Genomic DNA, 16,031 nt, shown 5'->3' with positions numbered 1-16,031 from the left:
CCTGCTGCTACTCCCACGATAGAGCGCCGGACTATATCCAAGGCCCGGCGCTCTGGCAAAAACTCGTTCCGGCGAAAGCCGTTAAGCGTCCCGCCCCTTCGGATGCTTCCTTTCCCGGTGCAGGAAGGCGTCGATGACGAGACAGGCCACGCCCACATTGATCGCCGCGTCGGCGACGTTGAATACCCAGGGAAAATAGAGCCCGGAAAAGTCGAGAAAATCGGTGACGAAGCCTTGGCGGACGCGGTCGATCAGATTGCCGAGCGCGCCGCCGATGACGAAGGCGCAGCCCGCCGCCGCCCAGGTCCGGCCGAGCCGGCCGAGCCAGACGGTCAGCGCGGCGGCGACGCCGATGGCGACCAGGGAAAGCAGAATCCGCGATCCCATGCCGCCGGCGAGCATCCCGAAGCTCGCGCCGTAATTCTGCACATAGGTCAGGTCGAAGACCGGAGAGATCTCGATGCGCTGGCGCTCGGGCAGGTCGAGGCCGTGAATGATCCACGCCTTGCTCGCCTGATCGAGCGCGACGACGCCGGCCGCGCCCAGCATTCCCCGGCGGAAGCAGGGATTGGCCTGCGCCGCGGCGAGCCAGGCGCGCGCGCGGGCGGGAAGGCTCGCAGCCGGCTTTTCCCCTCGCCGGCTCATGCGACCGCCGTTTTGCGCGCGTCGTGGGCCGCGACCGCGTCGGCGCAGCGCCCGCACAGCGCAGGATGGGCGGGCTCGGCGCCGACATCGTCCCGATACCGCCAGCAGCGCACGCATTTGTCCGCGCGCGCCTTTTGGGGAAGGACGGCGACGCCGGAAACTTCGGGCAGGCGAAACGCCGCCTCGGGCCCCTCGCCCTGTTCGAAAACAGCATCCGACGTGATCGCGATCTCGGCGAAATCGACGCTTTCGCACAGGCGCATCAGCTCGGGATCGGCGACGAAAATCCGCGGCGCGGCTTCGAGGCTCGCGCCGATGCGCTTTTCGCGCCGCTCGATCTCCAGCGCGCCGGTGACGACGCGGCGCGCGGCGCGGATTCGCGTCCATTTGCGGGCGAGCGCTTCGTCCTTCCATGCCGGCTCGGCGGGCGCGAACAACTCGAGATGAACCGATCCGTCAGCGGACGGATGACGCGCGCGCCAGACTTCCTCCATCGTGAAGACGCAGATCGGGGCGAGCCAGCGCGTCACGCGGTCGAGCAGGACGTTCATCACCGCGCGCGCCGCGCGCCGGCGACTCGAGTCCGGCCGGTCGCAATAAAGACTGTCCTTGCGGATATCGAGATAGAAGGCCGAAAGGTCGAGCGCGCAGAAGTCGAACACCCTTCGCCACACGCCTTTGAAGTCGAAGCGTTCATAGCCCGCGCGCACCTCTTCGTCGAGCGCCGCGGCGAGATGCAGCACGTAGCGCTCGAGCTCGGGCATGTCGGCGACGGGAATCGCCTCGTCTTCCGAATGGCCGGCGAGCGCGCCGAGAAGATAGCGCAGCGTGTTGCGCAGCTTGCGATAGGCGTCCACGGCCGAGCCGATGATCTCCTTGCCGATGCGCAGGTCGTCCGAATAGTCCGAGCTCGCCGCCCAGATGCGCAGGATATCAGCGCCGTACTCCTTCATCACGTCCTGCGGGTCGACGACGTTGCCGAGCGACTTCGACATCTTGCGCCCGTTCTCGTCGAGCACGAAGCCGTGGGTCAGCACCGCGTCATAGGGCGCGCGCCCGCGCGTTCCGCAGGATTCGAGGAGCGAGGACTGGAACCAGCCGCGATGCTGGTCGGAGCCTTCGAGATACAGGTCCGCCGGCCATTTGAGATCCGCCCGGCGCTCCAGGCAGAACGCGTGGGTGGAGCCTGAGTCGAACCACACGTCGAGAATGTCCTCGATTTTCTCATAGTCCTCGGTTTGATGATCCGGACCCAGAAAATCGTGCGCCGGCGTTTCGAACCATGCGTCGGCGCCTTTGGCCTCGACGGCCTTGAGGATGCGCGCGTCGACGGCCGGATCGCGCAGGATCTCGCCGGTCTTTCCGTGCACGAACAGGGTCAGCGGCACGCCCCAGGCGCGCTGGCGCGAGACAAGCCAGTCGGGCCTGCTTTCGACCATCGCGCGGATGCGGTTGCGCCCTTGCGGCGGCGTGAACTTCGTCGCGTCGATCGCCGCGAGCGCCGCCTCGCGCAGGGTCTGGCCGCCCGCCGTCGGCTTGTCGAGAGCGATGAACCATTGCGGCGTCGCGCGGAAGATGACCGGCGCCTTCGAGCGCCAGGAATGGGGGTAGGAATGGGTCAGCCGCCCGCGCGCGAGAAGGGCGCCGTGCTCGATCAGCGCCCTGATGATCGCCTCGTTGGCGTCGCCGTCCTGCCCGGCTTTCTTTCCGTCGAGCCGGATGACCTCTTTTCCTTCGAAGCCCGGCGCCTCGTCAGTGAAGCGGCCGAACGCGTCGACCGTGTGGGGAATGTCCGCCTGCGAGCGGCCGCTTGCGATCCACGCAGCATAATCCTCCTGCCCGTGGCCCGGCGCGGTGTGGACGAAGCCGGTTCCTTCCTCGTCGGTGACGTGATCGCCGGGGAGGAGGGGCACGTCGAACTCATACCCGCCGTGAAAGCCCTTGAGCGGATGACGGCAAGACAGGCCGGAGAGCATTTCAGGCCTCACGTCCTGCACGCGATTCCAGGAGGCGATTTTGGCTGCGGCCGCGACCTGCTCCCAGAGCCTGTCGGCGATGACGAGTCTGTCGCCGATCTTCGCCCACGGGTCTTTCTCCTCGCCGGTCTTCGGATCGACGACTTTTTCCGTGCCAGTCACTTCGTAGAGCCCGTAGGCGAGTTTCGGCCCGTAGCAGATCGCCCGGTTGCCGGGGATCGTCCACGGGGTCGTCGTCCAGATGACGACGGAGGCCCCAAGAAGCTCGGAGCCGGACGGGTTCGGCTGAACTGACGATACGTGTGTCGCGCCGCCCGCCACCGGAAACTTCACCCAGATCGTCGGCGAGACCTTCTCGTGATATTCGATTTCGGCTTCGGCGAGGGCGGTCTGCTCCACGGGGCTCCACATCACCGGCTTCGAGCCGCGATAGACGAGGCCCCTGTCCACGAACTTCAGGAACTCCGCGACGATGGCGGCTTCCGCCTCGAAGCTCATGGTGACGTAAGGGTTCTCCCAGTCGCCGACGACGCCGTAGCGCTTGAACTCCGCGCGCTGAACGTCGATCCACTTCTCGGCGTAGGCGCGGCAGGCGCGGCGGAACTCGGCCGTCGGCACGTCGCGCTTCTTGCGGCCCTGCTGCGCGAACTCCTTTTCCACCTGCCACTCGATGGGCAGGCCGTGGCAGTCCCAGCCCGGCACGTAATTGGCGTCGAAGCCGGCCATCTGGCGCGCGCGCACGATGATGTCCTTGAGAATCTTGTTGTAGGCGTGGCCCATGTGCAGGTGGCCGTTGGCGTAGGGCGGCCCGTCATGGAGGACATATTTCGGCCGACCGGCCGCCCTTTCGCGAAGCCGCCGGTAGAGGCCCGTCGCTTCCCAGCGTTTCAGGAATTCCGGCTCGCGCTGGGGAAGGCCCGCGCGCATCGGGAAATCGGTCGCGGGCAGGAACAGCGTGTCCTTGTAATCGCGGGCCGCGCCCTGGGCGGCGTCTTTGTTCGATGCGTCGGGCATCGCTCGTCTCTTCGGTTTCGAACGGGAGGGAACAGCGCGCACAAACCCGGTCCCGCCGTGCGCTGTCAAGCAGCGCGGCGGGCCGGGCGGCTAATTCGGGCGGCGCGCGCCGGCGCGGCCGGGAAAGTCGGTTCGGGAACGCTCATGCGCCGGTCATATCAGGACCGGCCCATTCCGTCACCCGCCTTGCGCGGGCGTCAGACAAGCTCGATGAACCGCACGCCGCCGAGATCGGCCTCGCAGATCATGGTCTGGCGGATCTCCCGGCCCTGAAGATCGCGGGCGATGAAGTCCGTGGTGAAGCGCACCGCCTCGCCGCCCTCGATGGGCCGGATGTCGGAAGGCTTGGCCGGCAGCGCCACCAGCAGTCCGCGGTCGCCGGCCGCGGCGCGCGTCTCGGCTTTGCAGTCGTTATAGGCCGCGCCGTAATTGTACTCCCCGCGCCCGGCGAGGCGGGGCTCGGCGCGCCCGCCGAGCAGCTCGTCGTCGTAATCCTCGCGGTAGTCGTCCTCACGGCGCGGCGGGGCGTAGGCGCGATCGTCCCGCCGGTAATAAAGCTCGCGCTCCGGCTCGCCGTATCCGCCGTAATAGCCGCGCGCCGGCGGCGGGGGCGGCGGGGCGTAGCCGCCATAATAGCGGTCGTCATGGCGGCGGTCGTCGAGCGCCCGGTCGATCAGGATCGCCCCGCCGATGACGCCGGCGGCGATCAGGGCGGCCTCGCCGCCGCTGAGGCCCTTCTTGTGATGGCGGTGATGGTGATGCACGTGGCGAGGACGCTTGTAATAGCCCTTGCCGTAATAGTGCTTGTAATGCTTGCCGTAGTGTTTCCCGTAATAGCCGTGATGATGGCCGCCGCCGGCGAGGGCCGGGGCGGCGCCGCCCAGCGCCACGGCCGCCGCCGCAGCCGCCAGCGCCGCTTTCTTCAGGGAACTCGCGCTCATGGGTACGCCTCGCTGGGTGCGCGGATGATCCGCTTCGGCCCGAGCATCCTGCGGCAATGTGACCGGATTTGGGCGCGCGGCGCCTTGGGATCGCCCCGGATTTACCTGTCCGATAGGTCGATGCGGCAGTCTCGCGAAACAGCCAGGGAGGGGCATCGGTGAACCGGCGTCTGGGACTGGCGGCCGCGCTCGTCTTGAGCGGCTGCGCCACGGGGATGAGCGAAGAAGAGTGCGCCGGCGCGAACTGGCGCGCGATCGGCGAGCGCGACGGGCTGTACGGCGAGACGCTGGAAAAGCTCGACGAACGCGCCGCGCAGTGCGGCTCTTTCGGGCTGCCGGCCGACATCGAGGCCTATCAGGCGGGCCGGGAGCGGGGGCTTCGGCGCTACTGCACCCCGGACGCCGGCTTCGACGCCGGCCTCAACGGCCGGCCCTACCGCGGCGTCTGCCCGCCGCCGGCCGAAAGCGCCTTTCTCGACGAATACGATATCGGTCTGCGGCTTTATCGTCTGACGCGCGCCCATGAATCCGCGATCGAGGCGTATGAAGACGCGCTCGACGCGCTGGAGTCTCGCCGCCACGGGCTGCGGCGGGCGCGCGCGAAGCTGCGGTCGGAAGATCTGAGCGACGAGGAGCGCTCGAAGCTGCAGCGCGAGATCGATCGCCATCGCCGCGAGATCGACCGCATCGAGCGCGATCTGCCGCGGCTTTCGGCCGAGATCGACTCCGCCCTCGGCCGGCTCGAGGATTATCGGGCGTTCCTGCGCCGGCGTCGGTGACGCCCGCCGCGTTCAGGCCAAGCCCAGGCGGGCCAGGATGTCCGCGCGCGTCGCGCCCGCCGCGCGCAGCGCGCGCAGCGTGACTGCGCGGTCGCGCTTGGAGAACTTTTTCCCGTTTTCATCCGTGATCAGACGGTGATGGCGATAGGCCGGCGCCGGCAGATCGAGCAGCGCCTGCAGCAGCCGGTGCAGGTGCGCGGCGGCGAACAGGTCCGCGCCGCGAATCACATGAGTGATCCCTTGCCGCGCGTCGTCGTGAACGGCGGCGAGGTGATAGCTCGCGCCGGCGTCCTTGCGGGCGATGATCGCGTCGCCGAAGATTTCCGGCCGGGCGCGCACGCGCCCCGTCTCCTCGCCGCCGCCGACGCCTTCCTCCGTAAACGTCAGCGCGCCGAAGGCCGCGCCCAGATGGTCGCGGCAGGCCGCCAGGGAGAGCCGCCAGGCGTAGGGCTCGCCGGCCGCCAGGCGCGCGGCTTCTTCTTCCGGCGGCAGCGGCGCGCCGACATATTGCGGGCCTTCCGGTCCATCCGCGGCGAGATGGGGCGCGCGGGCGATTTCCTCAAGCACTTCCCGGCGGCTCTTGAAGCAGCGATAGACGAGGCCGCGCTCGATCAGGCGTTCAAGCGCGCCGGCGTAGTCGGCGAAATGGTCCGACTGGCGGCGGACCGGCGCCTCCCATTCAAGGCCCAGCCATTCGAGGTCCTCGTAAATGGCGGCTTCGTATTCCGGTCGGCAGCGCGTGCGGTCGATGTCCTCGATGCGCAGGAGGAACCGGCCGCCGGCCGCGCGCGCGGCCGCGAAGGCGGTCAGCGCCGAATAGGCGTGGCCGAGATGCAGATAGCCGGTCGGCGAAGGCGCGAAGCGGGTGACGAATCGCTCAGGCATGGCCGGCGAGCCTATCGACGCCGGCGCGGGCGCGAAACGGGGCGTCTTTGCTGCATCGCAGCAACATGCTATGAGCGGCGTGCATCAGACAAGGCGCGCGCATGGAGACGGAGCTTATCGGCGGGCTGGCGGCGACGCTCACGACCGCTTCTTTTCTGCCGCAGGCGGCGAGGGTCATCCGCACGAACGACACTGCGGCGATCTCGCTCTGGATGTATCTGCTGTTCACCTTCGGCGTCGCCCTGTGGGGGGCGTACGGTCTGTTGATCGGCTCGCGCCCGGTAGTGGTCGCCAATGCCGTCACGCTGACGCTCGCGCTGGTCATCCTTGTGCAGAAAATCCGGCATGTGCGCGCGGCGCGAACGAAAAGCCGGCCGCGCTAGTCCGCGCGGCTGTTTCGCCTGACGATCCGGGGCGTTAAGATGTCATGCGCGCGGAAGGGCGGGGCATGGCGAGCGACGATCCGGATATCGACCCCGAATCGGGAGAGGGGGGCGCCGAAAGCTCGGCGCCGGCGTCGCTTGACGGCCTGACGGCGCTTGCGGCGGCGGCCTGCCTGTCCTGCGGCGGTTCGACCCGAGGGCCGTTCTGTCCCTGGTGCGGGCAGAAGAACGACGATCTGCGCCGCAGCTCGCTCATCCTGGCGAAAGATTTCCTGCGCGACGCCTTCGGCTTCGATTCGCGGATGTGGCGCACGCTCGGCCTTCTGGCGGCCAAACCCGGAGTCGTGCCGCGCGATTACGCCCGCGGCCGGCGCTCGCGCTACACTCCGCCCGTCCGGCTCTTCATCGTCGTGAGCTTTCTGTTCTTTCTGACGATCGGCCTGACCGACACATTTATTATCGGGACCGACGTGGTCTTCCAAAATCGCCAGCCGGCCGCTGAAGCCGACGGCGCCGCCGCCGCGCCGCCCGACGACGGCGAAGCGGCGCCGCTTCCATGCGGCTTCCAGGCGAAGCTGCGGTTTTTCGCCAAGGAAACCAATCTGTACACGGATAAAGAGCGACTTGACGCATGCATCGCCGATATGCGCGCCCGGGCGCGCGCAAACACCATCGAAGCGAACGAGGCGGCGGATAAAGAGGTTGCAGAAGAGGAAGTCGAACAGGCGGCGGCGGTCGTCGACCGCGTTTTTACCGGCATCGGCTGGGCCGTCGCCGAGCCGCGCGCCTTCAACGACGCCTTCAACGACTGGCTGCCGCGCGTCCTGTTTTTCATGACCCCCGTGCTGGCGATCATCCTGGCGTTGTTCCTGCGGCGCGACGCGTTGATCTTCGACCATCTGATATTGTCGTTCTACACGCATGCGGCGGGATTCGCCGTGATCGCTCTGGCCCTCCTCGGCGCGCAGCTCGGCGCGTCTTACATGGGCCTGGCGGCCTCGGCCGCCATCGGCGTCTATTACGTCGCGGCGCTGAAGCGCGCTTACGGCCGCGGCTGGCTCAAGACGCTCTGGACGGCCGCGGCCTCCGGCGCGCTCTATCTTGGCGTGCTGTTGACGATCGTCATGGCGATCGTCTCGCATGTCATCTGGCGCGCAACGGCCTGACGGCCTACGCCCCGGAGCCGCCGACGGTGAGACGGTCGATCTTGATCGTCGGCTGGCCGACGCCGACGGGCACGCCCTGGCCGGCCTTGCCGCACACGCCGACGCCGGGATCGAGCGCGAAATCGCTCCCGATCATCGACACGCGGGCGAGCACGCTCGGCCCGTCGCCGATCAGCGCGACGTTCTTGAGCGGCACGCCGATCTTGCCGTCCTTCACGCGATAGGCCTCGGTGCAGTTGAACACGAACTTGCCCGAGGTGATGTCGACCTGCCCGCCTGAGAAGTTCACCGCGTAAACCCCGTCCTTCACGGAACGGATGATTTCTTCCGGGTCGTGGGGACCGGCGAGCATGAAGGTGTTGGTCATGCGCGGCAGGGGCGGACTCGCATAGCTTTCGCGCCTTCCGTTGCCGGTGGGCGCGGCGCCCATCAGCCGCGCGTTGAGCCGGTCCTGCAGATAGCCTTTGAGGACGCCATCCTCGATCAGCACCGTGCGCGAGGTCGGCGTGCCTTCGTCGTCGACGGTGAGCGAGCCGCGCCGGCCGGCGATCGTTCCATCGTCGACCACCGTGACGCCGGGAGCGGCGACGCGCTCGCCGAGACGGCCGGCGAAGGCCGAGGTCTTCTTGCGGTTGAAGTCGCCCTCAAGGCCGTGGCCGACGGCCTCATGCAGCAGAATCCCGGTCCAGCCGGGCCCCAGCACCACCGTCGTCTCGCCGGCTGGGGCCGGCTCGGCCTCCAGATTGACCAGCGCCTGGCGCAGGGCTTCGTCCACATAGGCCCGCCAGGTCTCCGGCGCGACGAAGCGCGCATAACCTTCGCGCCCGCCCGCGCCGTAAGAGCCCGTCTCCTGCCGCTCGCCGTCGCCGGCGGTGACGGACACGCCGATCCGCACCAGCGGGCGCGCGTCGCGCACGATCGCGCCGCCCGGCCGGACGATCTCGACGACGCTCCATTCCGCCGACAGCGAAGCCGAGACCTGCCGCACTCGCGGATCCTTCGCCCGCGCATAGTCGTTGATGTCGGCGAGGAGCCTGGCCTTGGCCTCGAAAGGAAGCTCGCCGAGCGGGTTGTCGTCGGGATAGAGGCTCAGATTGGTGCGTGCGGGCCCGTCCGCGAAAACGCCCGCATGGCCGGTCCTGACCGCCTGCACCGCGTCGGCGGCGCGCTTCAGCGCGTCTTCGGAAAGTTCCGACGCGTGCGCGTAGCCGGTCGATTCGCCGCACACCGCGCGCAGGCCGAAACCCTGATCCACGTCGAAGCTCGCCGTCTTCAGCCGGTTGTCGTCGAAGACGAACGATTCGGACTGGATATATTCGAGATAAAGCTCGCCGTCGTCGGCGCCGCCGAGCGCGGAATCGACGATCGACTCCACCCGGGCCCGATCGAGGCCGGCGCGGGAGAAGAAAAGGGATTGGGTCATGGGCCAAGAGGTAAGCCCTCGCGCGCGCCGGGGCAATGGCGCGCCGCGCCCGCCCGCCCCGGCAAGCCCCCGATCCTGCGACCATTTTTCCAGCGATGCGAAGGTGCGCGTCCGTTCGAGCCCGCCTATAAACAGGGTCGGATCGCCATGGCGGTCGCCCCAGGAGAAGGCCCGTTGACCGGCGGGAGGCGCGCGCCTATCGAGAGGCGCCGTTTCGCATTCGCCGGAAAGGGGCAGGCAGGATACTCATGACGCGACACATCATGACGCGGCTCGGGCGGGACAGCATCAGCAGAATGGTTGCTTTCGGCGCGCCCGCTGCGACGGCGCTCGCGGCGGGCGGCGGCGCGCTTGCGCAGGCGACGGACGGGGGCGTCAGCCTGCAGCCGCCGAACTCCGCCCTGGCCGAAGAGGTGCACTTCTTCCACAACGTCGTCCTGATGCCGGTCATCACAGTCATCAGCCTGTTCGTGCTGGCGCTGCTGTTGTGGGTGATCGCGCGCTACAATTCGAAGGCCAACCCGACGCCGCGCAAGTTCAGCCACAACACGCTCGTCGAGGTCGTCTGGACCGTCATCCCGATCCTCATTCTCGTCTATATCGCCCTCTTCTCCTTCGACCTTCTCTACAAGGAGGACATCATTCCCGACGGCAAGCAGGTCGTGGCCGAAGGCGACGGCGCGACCCGGACCTTCGTCTTCAAGAACGACTTTCCCGACAGCCGCCGCGTGACCCGCAACGAGCATCTTCAGGTGTTCGTCGAATCGAACGGCGCGCTGCGCAAACTCAGGCGCGGCGACGACTACCGCGTCGAGGGTCTGGGCGAGCCGGAGATCGCGGTCGCGCTCGAGCGCGCGCCGGCGGCCGGCGAGACGGTCTTCATCCGCGGCGGGCGCTCGATCGACATGCGCGGCGACATCGTTCTCGCGCCGGCGATCACCGTCAAAGTGACCGGCTATCAGTGGAACTGGTCCTACGCCTATCCGGATTTCGGCGTAGAGGACTTCTTCTCCAACATGCTGCCGGAGGACCAGACCACGCCGGATCTGTACCGCTTCGAGGTCGACAACCGCATGCTCGTCCCGGTCGGCGAGACCATCCGTGTGCTGACGACGGCCAACGACGTCATCCACGCCTGGACCGTGCCGGCCTTCGCGATCAAGATCGACGCCGTGCCGGGCCGCATCAACGAGACCTGGTTCCGCGCCGACCGCGAGGGCGTCTATTACGGCCAGTGCTCGGAAATCTGCGGGGTGAAGCACTCCTTCATGCCGATCGCCGTCGAGGTCGTCTCCCGCGATAAGTTCGAGGCCTGGGTCGACGAGCAGCGCGCGCTCGCGGGGCTCGATCCCATGTTCTCCGATGACGACGTCAAGCTCGCCGAAGCGCCCGCCGCGCCGGGCGCCGGCGAAACGCCTGCCGAATAGCGAAGAGGGCCGACATCATGGCGCACGCCCATCAGGAACACGCCCACGCCGGGGAGCACGGCCACGACCACAAGCCGCCGTTCTTCGTCAGGTGGTTCTATTCCACGAATCACAAGGACATCGGCACGCTCTATCTGATCTTCGCCATCCTCGCCGGGATCATCGGCGGCGCGATGTCGGGGCTGATGCGCATGGAGCTCGCCGAGCCGGGAGTGACTTTTCTTACGCAGTTCTCCGGCGGCGATCCGATCGCGGCGGCCAACTTCTACAACGTCCTCATCACCTATCACGGCCTCATCATGATCTTCTTCATGGTGATGCCGGCGATGATCGGCGGGTTCGGCAACTGGTTCGTGCCCATCATGATCGGCGCGCCGGACATGGCCTTCCCGCGCATGAACAACATCTCCTTCTGGCTGTATGCGGCTTCGGGCGTGCTGCTCACGCTGTCGCTGTTCGCGGCGGGCGACACCGGACAGCTCGGCTTCGGCGGCGGCTGGGTGCTCTACCCGCCGCTGTCTGTGAGGGGCAGCCCCGGCCCGGCGATGGATCTTCTCATCCTGTCGCTGCACCTGGCGGGCGCTTCGTCGATCCTCGGCGCGATCAATTTCATCACGACCATCTTCAACATGCGCGCGCCGGGCATGACGCTGCACAAGATGCCGCTGTTCGCCTGGGCGGTGCTGGTGACGGCGTTCCTGCTGGTGCTGTCGCTGCCGGTTCTGGCCGGCGCGATCACCATGCTGCTCGCCGACCGCAATTTCGGCACGGCGTTCTTCGACGCGGCGGCGGGCGGCGATCCGATCCTTTACCAGCACCTGTTCTGGTTCTTCGGCCACCCGGAGGTCTATATCCTCATCCTGCCGGGCTTCGGCATCATCAGCCACGTCGTCTCGACTTTCTCCAGAAAGCCGATCTTCGGCTATCTCGGCATGGCCTACGCCATGGTGGCGATCGGCTTCGTGGGCTTCATCGTCTGGGCGCATCACATGTACACGGTGGGCCTCAGCGTGAACATGAAAGCCTATTTCGTGGCTGCGACGATGGTCATCGCGGTGCCGACAGGCATCAAGATCTTCTCCTGGATCGCCACGATGTGGGGCGGCTCGATCGTGTTCAAGACGCCGATGCTGTGGGCGATCGGCTTCATCTTCCTGTTCACGGTCGGGGGCGTGACCGGCGTCGTGCTCGCCAACGCCGGCATCGACCACTATCTGCACGACACCTATTACGTCGTCGCGCACTTCCATTACGTGCTGTCGCTGGGCGCGGTCTTCGCCATCTTCGCAGGCTGGTACTACTGGTTCGCCAAGATGACCGGAAAGATGTACCGCGAATGGCTCGGCCAGTTGCATTTCTGGATCATGTTCGTCGGCGTCAACCTGATCTTCTTCCCGCAGCATTTCCTCGGCCTGCAGGGCATGCCGCGCCGCTATATCGACTATCCGGAAGCCTTTGCGACCTGGAACGAGGTCTCGACCTGGGGCTATTACGTGACGGTCCTCGGCGTCGCCGTCTTCGCCGTCGCGATGTTCGACGCGTTCTTCGTCTATCGCCGCAAGGCTGAGGCCAATCCCTGGGGCGAGGGGGCGACGACCCTGGAATGGACGCTGCCCTCGCCGCCGCCTTTCCACCAGTTCAACGAGCTGCCGCGCTTCGACCGCGGCGACGCCAAGGCGTTCTAGAACGGTTTTCCAGCGCAAGATAACGCCCCGCGAGGCCAGGTCCGCGCGGGGCGTTCCCGTTTTCGGCCGCCTCTTTCGCAGGCGCACGGACGGCGTCTGGCGATCCGCGCGCAATGGCGTTAATAATCGTTAACCAACGGCCCCGGGGCGCGGGGCCGTTGCTTGATCATGCTGAAGTTCGAGGAGGTGGGGCCGATGCTTCAGACCATCATCAACGACGTGAGCGGCATCTTCCGCTCGACATTCCTGACCGGCGACTGGATCGCGCTGGTGATCGCGTTCGGGTCGGTGCTCGTAGCGGCGCTCCTGATGCGGCGCGGCGGCCAGATCGGCTCGATGACGCTCCTGGCGCTCGTGCTGTTCGCGCTGGGCGGCTATCTGCGCGGGGTGTTTCGCGCGCCTTCGGGAGAGACGGCCGGCTATGGCGAGCGCGCGATCTCGCAGCTCGAGGCGAGCTGGCTGCACTTCATGGACCTGCAGGCCGGCCAGCTTCTCGCCTATTTCATCGCCTTCATGGCGATCATTCTGGTCCTCTACGGCCTCAAGTCAGTTCTCAACCGGGGTTGAATCCGGCCGCCCGTCGGCGAGGGCGACAGCAGGCCGCGCCGGCGCGCGCGCGCGCCGGCTTTGCCTGACGGCCCGCTTGGGGCATAAGGCGACCTCATGAGCGACACGGCGGTGAAAGATCTCGGCCAGGCTGCGGCCTCGGCGGCGGGGCCGCGCGATTATTTCGCGCTCCTGAAGCCGCGCGTGATGTCGCTCGTCGTCTTCACGGCGCTCGTGGGCATGGTCGCGGCGGTCGCCGAGGGCGCGAGCCTCGATGCGCGTCTCGCCGCCGTCGCGCTCCTCGCCATCGCGGTCGGGGCCGGCGCCGCGGGCGCGCTCAACATGTGGCATGACGCGGATATCGACGCGGTGATGGCGCGCACCGCCGACCGGCCGATTCCGCGGGGCGTGATCGATCGCGGCTCGGCCGGCGCCTTCGGCCTCGTCCTGGCGGCGCTGTCGGCGACGCTGCTCTGGCTCGCCTCGAACGCGCTCGCCGCCGCGCTGCTGGCTTTCACCATCTTCTTTTATGTCGTCGTCTATTCCATGTGGCTGAAGCGCGCGACGCCGCAGAACATCGTCATCGGGGGCGCGGCCGGCGCGCTGCCGCCGGTGGTCGCCTGGGCCGCCGCCTCCGGCGCCGCGCCGCCCGAAGCGTGGGCGCTCTTCGCGATCATCTTTCTGTGGACGCCGGCGCATTTCTGGGCGCTCGCGCTGTTCCGCGAAGGCGACTATGCGCGCGCCGGCGTGCCGATGATGCCGGTCGTGCGGGGGGCGGCGGCGACGCGGCGGCAGATCTTCGTCTATGCGGTTCTGACGGCCGCAGCCGGCCTCCTGCCGTTCGCCATGGGGTTCGGCGGGCCGTTCTACGGGCTGGTCGCGGCCGGCGCCGGCGCCGGTTTCGGCTGGCTCGCCTGGCGCGCGCGAACGAATGACGGCGCCGACCTGCGGCCGGAAAAGCGGCTGTTCGGCTTTTCGATCCTCTACCTCTTCGCGCTTTTCGCCGCATTGCTGGCGGAGGACCTTGCGGGTTTTTATGTCTGACGAAGCGGACAAAAAGCGCCGTCAGCGCAATCTGGCGATTGCGGGACTGCTCGCGGTCTTCATCATCGTGGTTTACGCCGTCACGATCCTGAAGATCGGCGGGCAGATCGGCGCGCAGCCGTAAGAAAGGCGCGAGCGATGACCGACGCCGGACCGACAGACCGCAAGCAGATCGTGAAGACCAATCGTCGCACGGCGCTCGTCGTCGCCGGCGTCGTCGCGGCGATGGTCGGGCTTTCCTTCGCGGCCGTGCCGGCCTATCGCGCCTTCTGCCAGGTCACGGGCTGGGGCGGGACGACCCAGCGCGCCGACGCGGCGGCGGACGCGATTCTCGAACGCGCCGTCACCATTCGCTTCGACGGAACGACGGGCGCAGACCTGCCTTGGCGGTTCCGGCCCGAGCAGATCTCGCAGACGCTGAAAGTGGGCGAGTCGGGCCTCGCCTTCTATGAAGCCGAAAACCTCTCCGACCGGCCGGTGACGGGACGCGCGACCTATAACGTCTCGCCGGCCAAGGCGGGGCTCTATTTCAAGAAGATCGACTGCTTCTGCTTCACCGAGCAGCGGCTGGCGCCGGGCGAGAAGGTCTCCATGCCGGTGACCTATTTCATCGACCCGGCGATCGCGCGCGACCGCAATCTGGACGACGTCCAGACCATCACGCTGTCCTATACGTTCTTCCGCTGGGACGACGAGGACGCGCCGCCGGCGGAATCCGGCGCGGAATGAGCAGGCGGCTTTTGTCGCAGTCCTGACCCGCAAACAAGGCTTGGAAAGGCGGCGCGCCGAAGGCTATACCAGCCGGCGATTCCGCTGGGATTGAGGGAACCGTCATGGCCGGGGCTGAAGTCAAGCACGACTATCATCTCGTCGATCCGAGTCCGTGGCCGCTCGTCGGCTCCATCGGCGCGGCGGCGATGATGATCGGGGCCGTGAACTGGCTGCAGACGACGCCCGAAGGCGTCGGCCTCGTCCTGGGCGGCGAAAACGGGATCAGCTTTCCGGGCGGTCCCTGGCTTTTCCTTTCAGGCCTCGGCGTCGTCCTCCTGACGATGGCGGGCTGGTGGCGCGACGTCATCAGGGAAAGCCTGACCGGACAGAACACGGCGATGGTGGTGCGCCTCGGGCTGCGCTACGGCATGGTGCTGTTCATCGCCTCGGAGGTGATGTTCTTCGCCGCCTGGTTCTGGGCGTTTTTCGGCGCGGCGCTGTTCCCCGGCGCGGGCGAGCCGATCACCCTCGCCGACGGCTCGCCGCTCCTGAACGCCGCCGGCGAGCCGGCGTTTCTCGGCAATGACGCGCGCGCGCACGCCACGGGCGGCGTGTGGCCGCCGCAGGGCGTCGAGCCGCTCAATCCCTGGCAGCTGCCGCTCATCAATACGCTGGTGCTTCTGCTTTCCGGCACGACGGTGACATGGGCCCATTACGCCGTGCAGCAGAACGACCAGAAGGGTCTCGTTCAGGGCCTCGTCGTGACGATCCTTCTCGGCGTTCTATTCACGTCGCTGCAGGCGATCGAATACGCCGAAGCCCTCAACTACGGCATGTTCAAGTTCTCGGGCGGCGGCATCTACGGCGCGACCTTCTTCATGGCGACGGGTTTCCACGGCCTTCATGTGATCATCGGCACGATCTTCCTGACGGTGTGCCTCTTGCGCGCCATGGCCGGCCATTTCACGCCGGAACGCCATTTCGGCTTCGAGGCGGCGGCCTGGTACTGGCATTTCGTCGACGTCGTGTGGCTGTTTCTCTTCGCCTGCATCTACGTGCTGGGCAATCAGGGCCTCCTGTCCTGAAGGCGCGCGGATAGGCGCGCGCCGCGAGGGCGGACCATCCGCGAAAACGGGGAAAGTTATCCCCGCCTTCCGCCGCTGCGCTAAGATCGCGCCCTGATCGAAGCTCTGCGCAGGAGGAGGCTTTCATGAACGCGTACCGCCCTGTCGGCTCCTACTCGTCCCGCATGAAGCGCGCGCAACCGGCGCGGGTCGGATCGTGCGATTCGCGAAAAGCCGGATCGTTCGAAATGCGGCTGAATCCCGCTCGGGGCCTAGATGAGCGCGATCTCGCGATGGTCCGTTTCGCACGATCGGGCCGGCGCGGCTCTCCCGGCGCGCGAA

The 16,031-nt window shown here is 67.4% G+C and carries 15 protein-coding genes; 10 read left to right on the top strand and 5 right to left on the bottom strand.

The window, feature by feature from the left end; translation table 11 throughout:
* Positions 1–81: 81 nt before the first annotated feature.
* The 3 genes from lspA to CHB64_RS01140 form a co-directional block, all read right to left on the bottom strand.
* A complete protein-coding gene (gene lspA / locus CHB64_RS01150; protein WP_234993293.1) occupies positions 82–645 on the bottom strand; it encodes a signal peptidase II in 564 nt (187 codons plus the stop codon).
* Positions 642–3,635: an isoleucine--tRNA ligase gene (ileS, locus tag CHB64_RS01145; protein WP_089410752.1), complete on the bottom strand. Its 2,994-nt coding sequence runs from the start codon at positions 3,633–3,635 to the stop codon at positions 642–644. The genes lspA and ileS overlap by 4 nt, the downstream gene beginning before the upstream one ends.
* Before the next feature lie 197 nt (positions 3,636–3,832).
* Positions 3,833–4,576 (bottom strand): hypothetical protein, encoded by a 744-nt coding sequence (locus CHB64_RS01140; protein ID WP_089410751.1) that lies wholly within the window; start codon positions 4,574–4,576, stop codon positions 3,833–3,835.
* A 158-nt stretch (positions 4,577–4,734) separates the two neighbouring features.
* On the opposite strand from CHB64_RS01140, the gene CHB64_RS01135 reads away from it, so the two are divergent.
* Complete coding sequence (locus CHB64_RS01135; RefSeq protein WP_089410750.1) at positions 4,735–5,355, top strand: DUF2799 domain-containing protein; 621 nt, start codon at positions 4,735–4,737, stop codon at positions 5,353–5,355.
* 12 nt (positions 5,356–5,367) lie between these two features.
* Here the strand turns inward: CHB64_RS01135 and gluQRS are convergent, their stop codons facing one another.
* Positions 5,368–6,240 (bottom strand): tRNA glutamyl-Q(34) synthetase GluQRS, encoded by an 873-nt coding sequence (gene gluQRS, locus CHB64_RS01130; RefSeq protein WP_089410749.1) that lies wholly within the window; start codon positions 6,238–6,240, stop codon positions 5,368–5,370.
* A 101-nt stretch (positions 6,241–6,341) separates the two neighbouring features.
* Here gluQRS and CHB64_RS01125 point away from each other — a divergent pair, with 101 nt between their 5' ends.
* Both CHB64_RS01125 and CHB64_RS01120 read left to right on the top strand, forming a co-directional pair.
* Entirely contained in the window at positions 6,342–6,623 is a 282-nt protein-coding gene (locus CHB64_RS01125; protein ID WP_089410748.1) for a SemiSWEET family sugar transporter, read from the top strand.
* Between the two features lie 65 nt (positions 6,624–6,688).
* The gene (locus tag CHB64_RS01120) at positions 6,689–7,789 is read left to right on the top strand and encodes a DUF3667 domain-containing protein (protein WP_159462360.1); all 1,101 of its coding nucleotides are present in this window, start codon (positions 6,689–6,691) and stop codon (positions 7,787–7,789) included.
* 4 nt (positions 7,790–7,793) lie between these two features.
* Here CHB64_RS01120 and tldD read toward each other — a convergent pair whose 3' ends face one another.
* A complete protein-coding gene (gene tldD / locus CHB64_RS01115; RefSeq protein ID WP_089410746.1) occupies positions 7,794–9,212 on the bottom strand; it encodes a metalloprotease TldD in 1,419 nt (472 codons plus the stop codon).
* Between the two features lie 248 nt (positions 9,213–9,460).
* Between tldD and coxB the strand changes: the two genes are divergently transcribed.
* From coxB to CHB64_RS01080, 7 genes are all read left to right on the top strand, one after another.
* Positions 9,461–10,639 carry a cytochrome c oxidase subunit II gene (gene coxB, locus CHB64_RS15315; protein WP_200815190.1) on the top strand — a complete coding sequence of 393 codons (1,179 nt, stop codon included), beginning with the start codon at positions 9,461–9,463 and terminating at the stop codon, positions 10,637–10,639.
* Between the two features lie 17 nt (positions 10,640–10,656).
* Positions 10,657–12,324: a cytochrome c oxidase subunit I gene (gene ctaD / locus CHB64_RS01100; RefSeq protein WP_089410745.1), complete on the top strand. Its 1,668-nt coding sequence runs from the start codon at positions 10,657–10,659 to the stop codon at positions 12,322–12,324.
* A 168-nt stretch (positions 12,325–12,492) separates the two neighbouring features.
* The gene (locus CHB64_RS01095; RefSeq protein ID WP_159462359.1) at positions 12,493–12,891 is read left to right on the top strand and encodes a hypothetical protein; all 399 of its coding nucleotides are present in this window, start codon (positions 12,493–12,495) and stop codon (positions 12,889–12,891) included.
* A 96-nt stretch (positions 12,892–12,987) separates the two neighbouring features.
* Entirely contained in the window at positions 12,988–13,914 is a 927-nt protein-coding gene (locus tag CHB64_RS01090; RefSeq protein ID WP_089410743.1) for a heme o synthase, read from the top strand.
* The gene (locus CHB64_RS15585) at positions 13,907–14,038 is read left to right on the top strand and encodes a hypothetical protein (RefSeq protein WP_260167543.1); all 132 of its coding nucleotides are present in this window, start codon (positions 13,907–13,909) and stop codon (positions 14,036–14,038) included. Before CHB64_RS01090 ends, CHB64_RS15585 begins: the two co-directional genes overlap by 8 nt.
* Before the next feature lie 14 nt (positions 14,039–14,052).
* Positions 14,053–14,643, top strand: coding sequence for a cytochrome c oxidase assembly protein (locus tag CHB64_RS01085; RefSeq protein WP_089410742.1), 591 nt, complete (start codon positions 14,053–14,055; stop codon positions 14,641–14,643).
* 104 nt (positions 14,644–14,747) lie between these two features.
* Positions 14,748–15,710, top strand: coding sequence for a cytochrome c oxidase subunit 3 (locus tag CHB64_RS01080; protein ID WP_089410741.1), 963 nt, complete (start codon positions 14,748–14,750; stop codon positions 15,708–15,710).
* Positions 15,711–16,031: the final 321 nt, after the last annotated feature.

It is taken from the genome of Amphiplicatus metriothermophilus (assembly GCF_900199215.1).
GTDB classification, from domain to species: Bacteria; Pseudomonadota; Alphaproteobacteria; order Caulobacterales; family Parvularculaceae; genus Amphiplicatus; species Amphiplicatus metriothermophilus.
The sequence above is the reverse complement of the archived record's forward strand: the minus strand, read 5'-3'. Positions and strand labels throughout refer to the sequence as shown.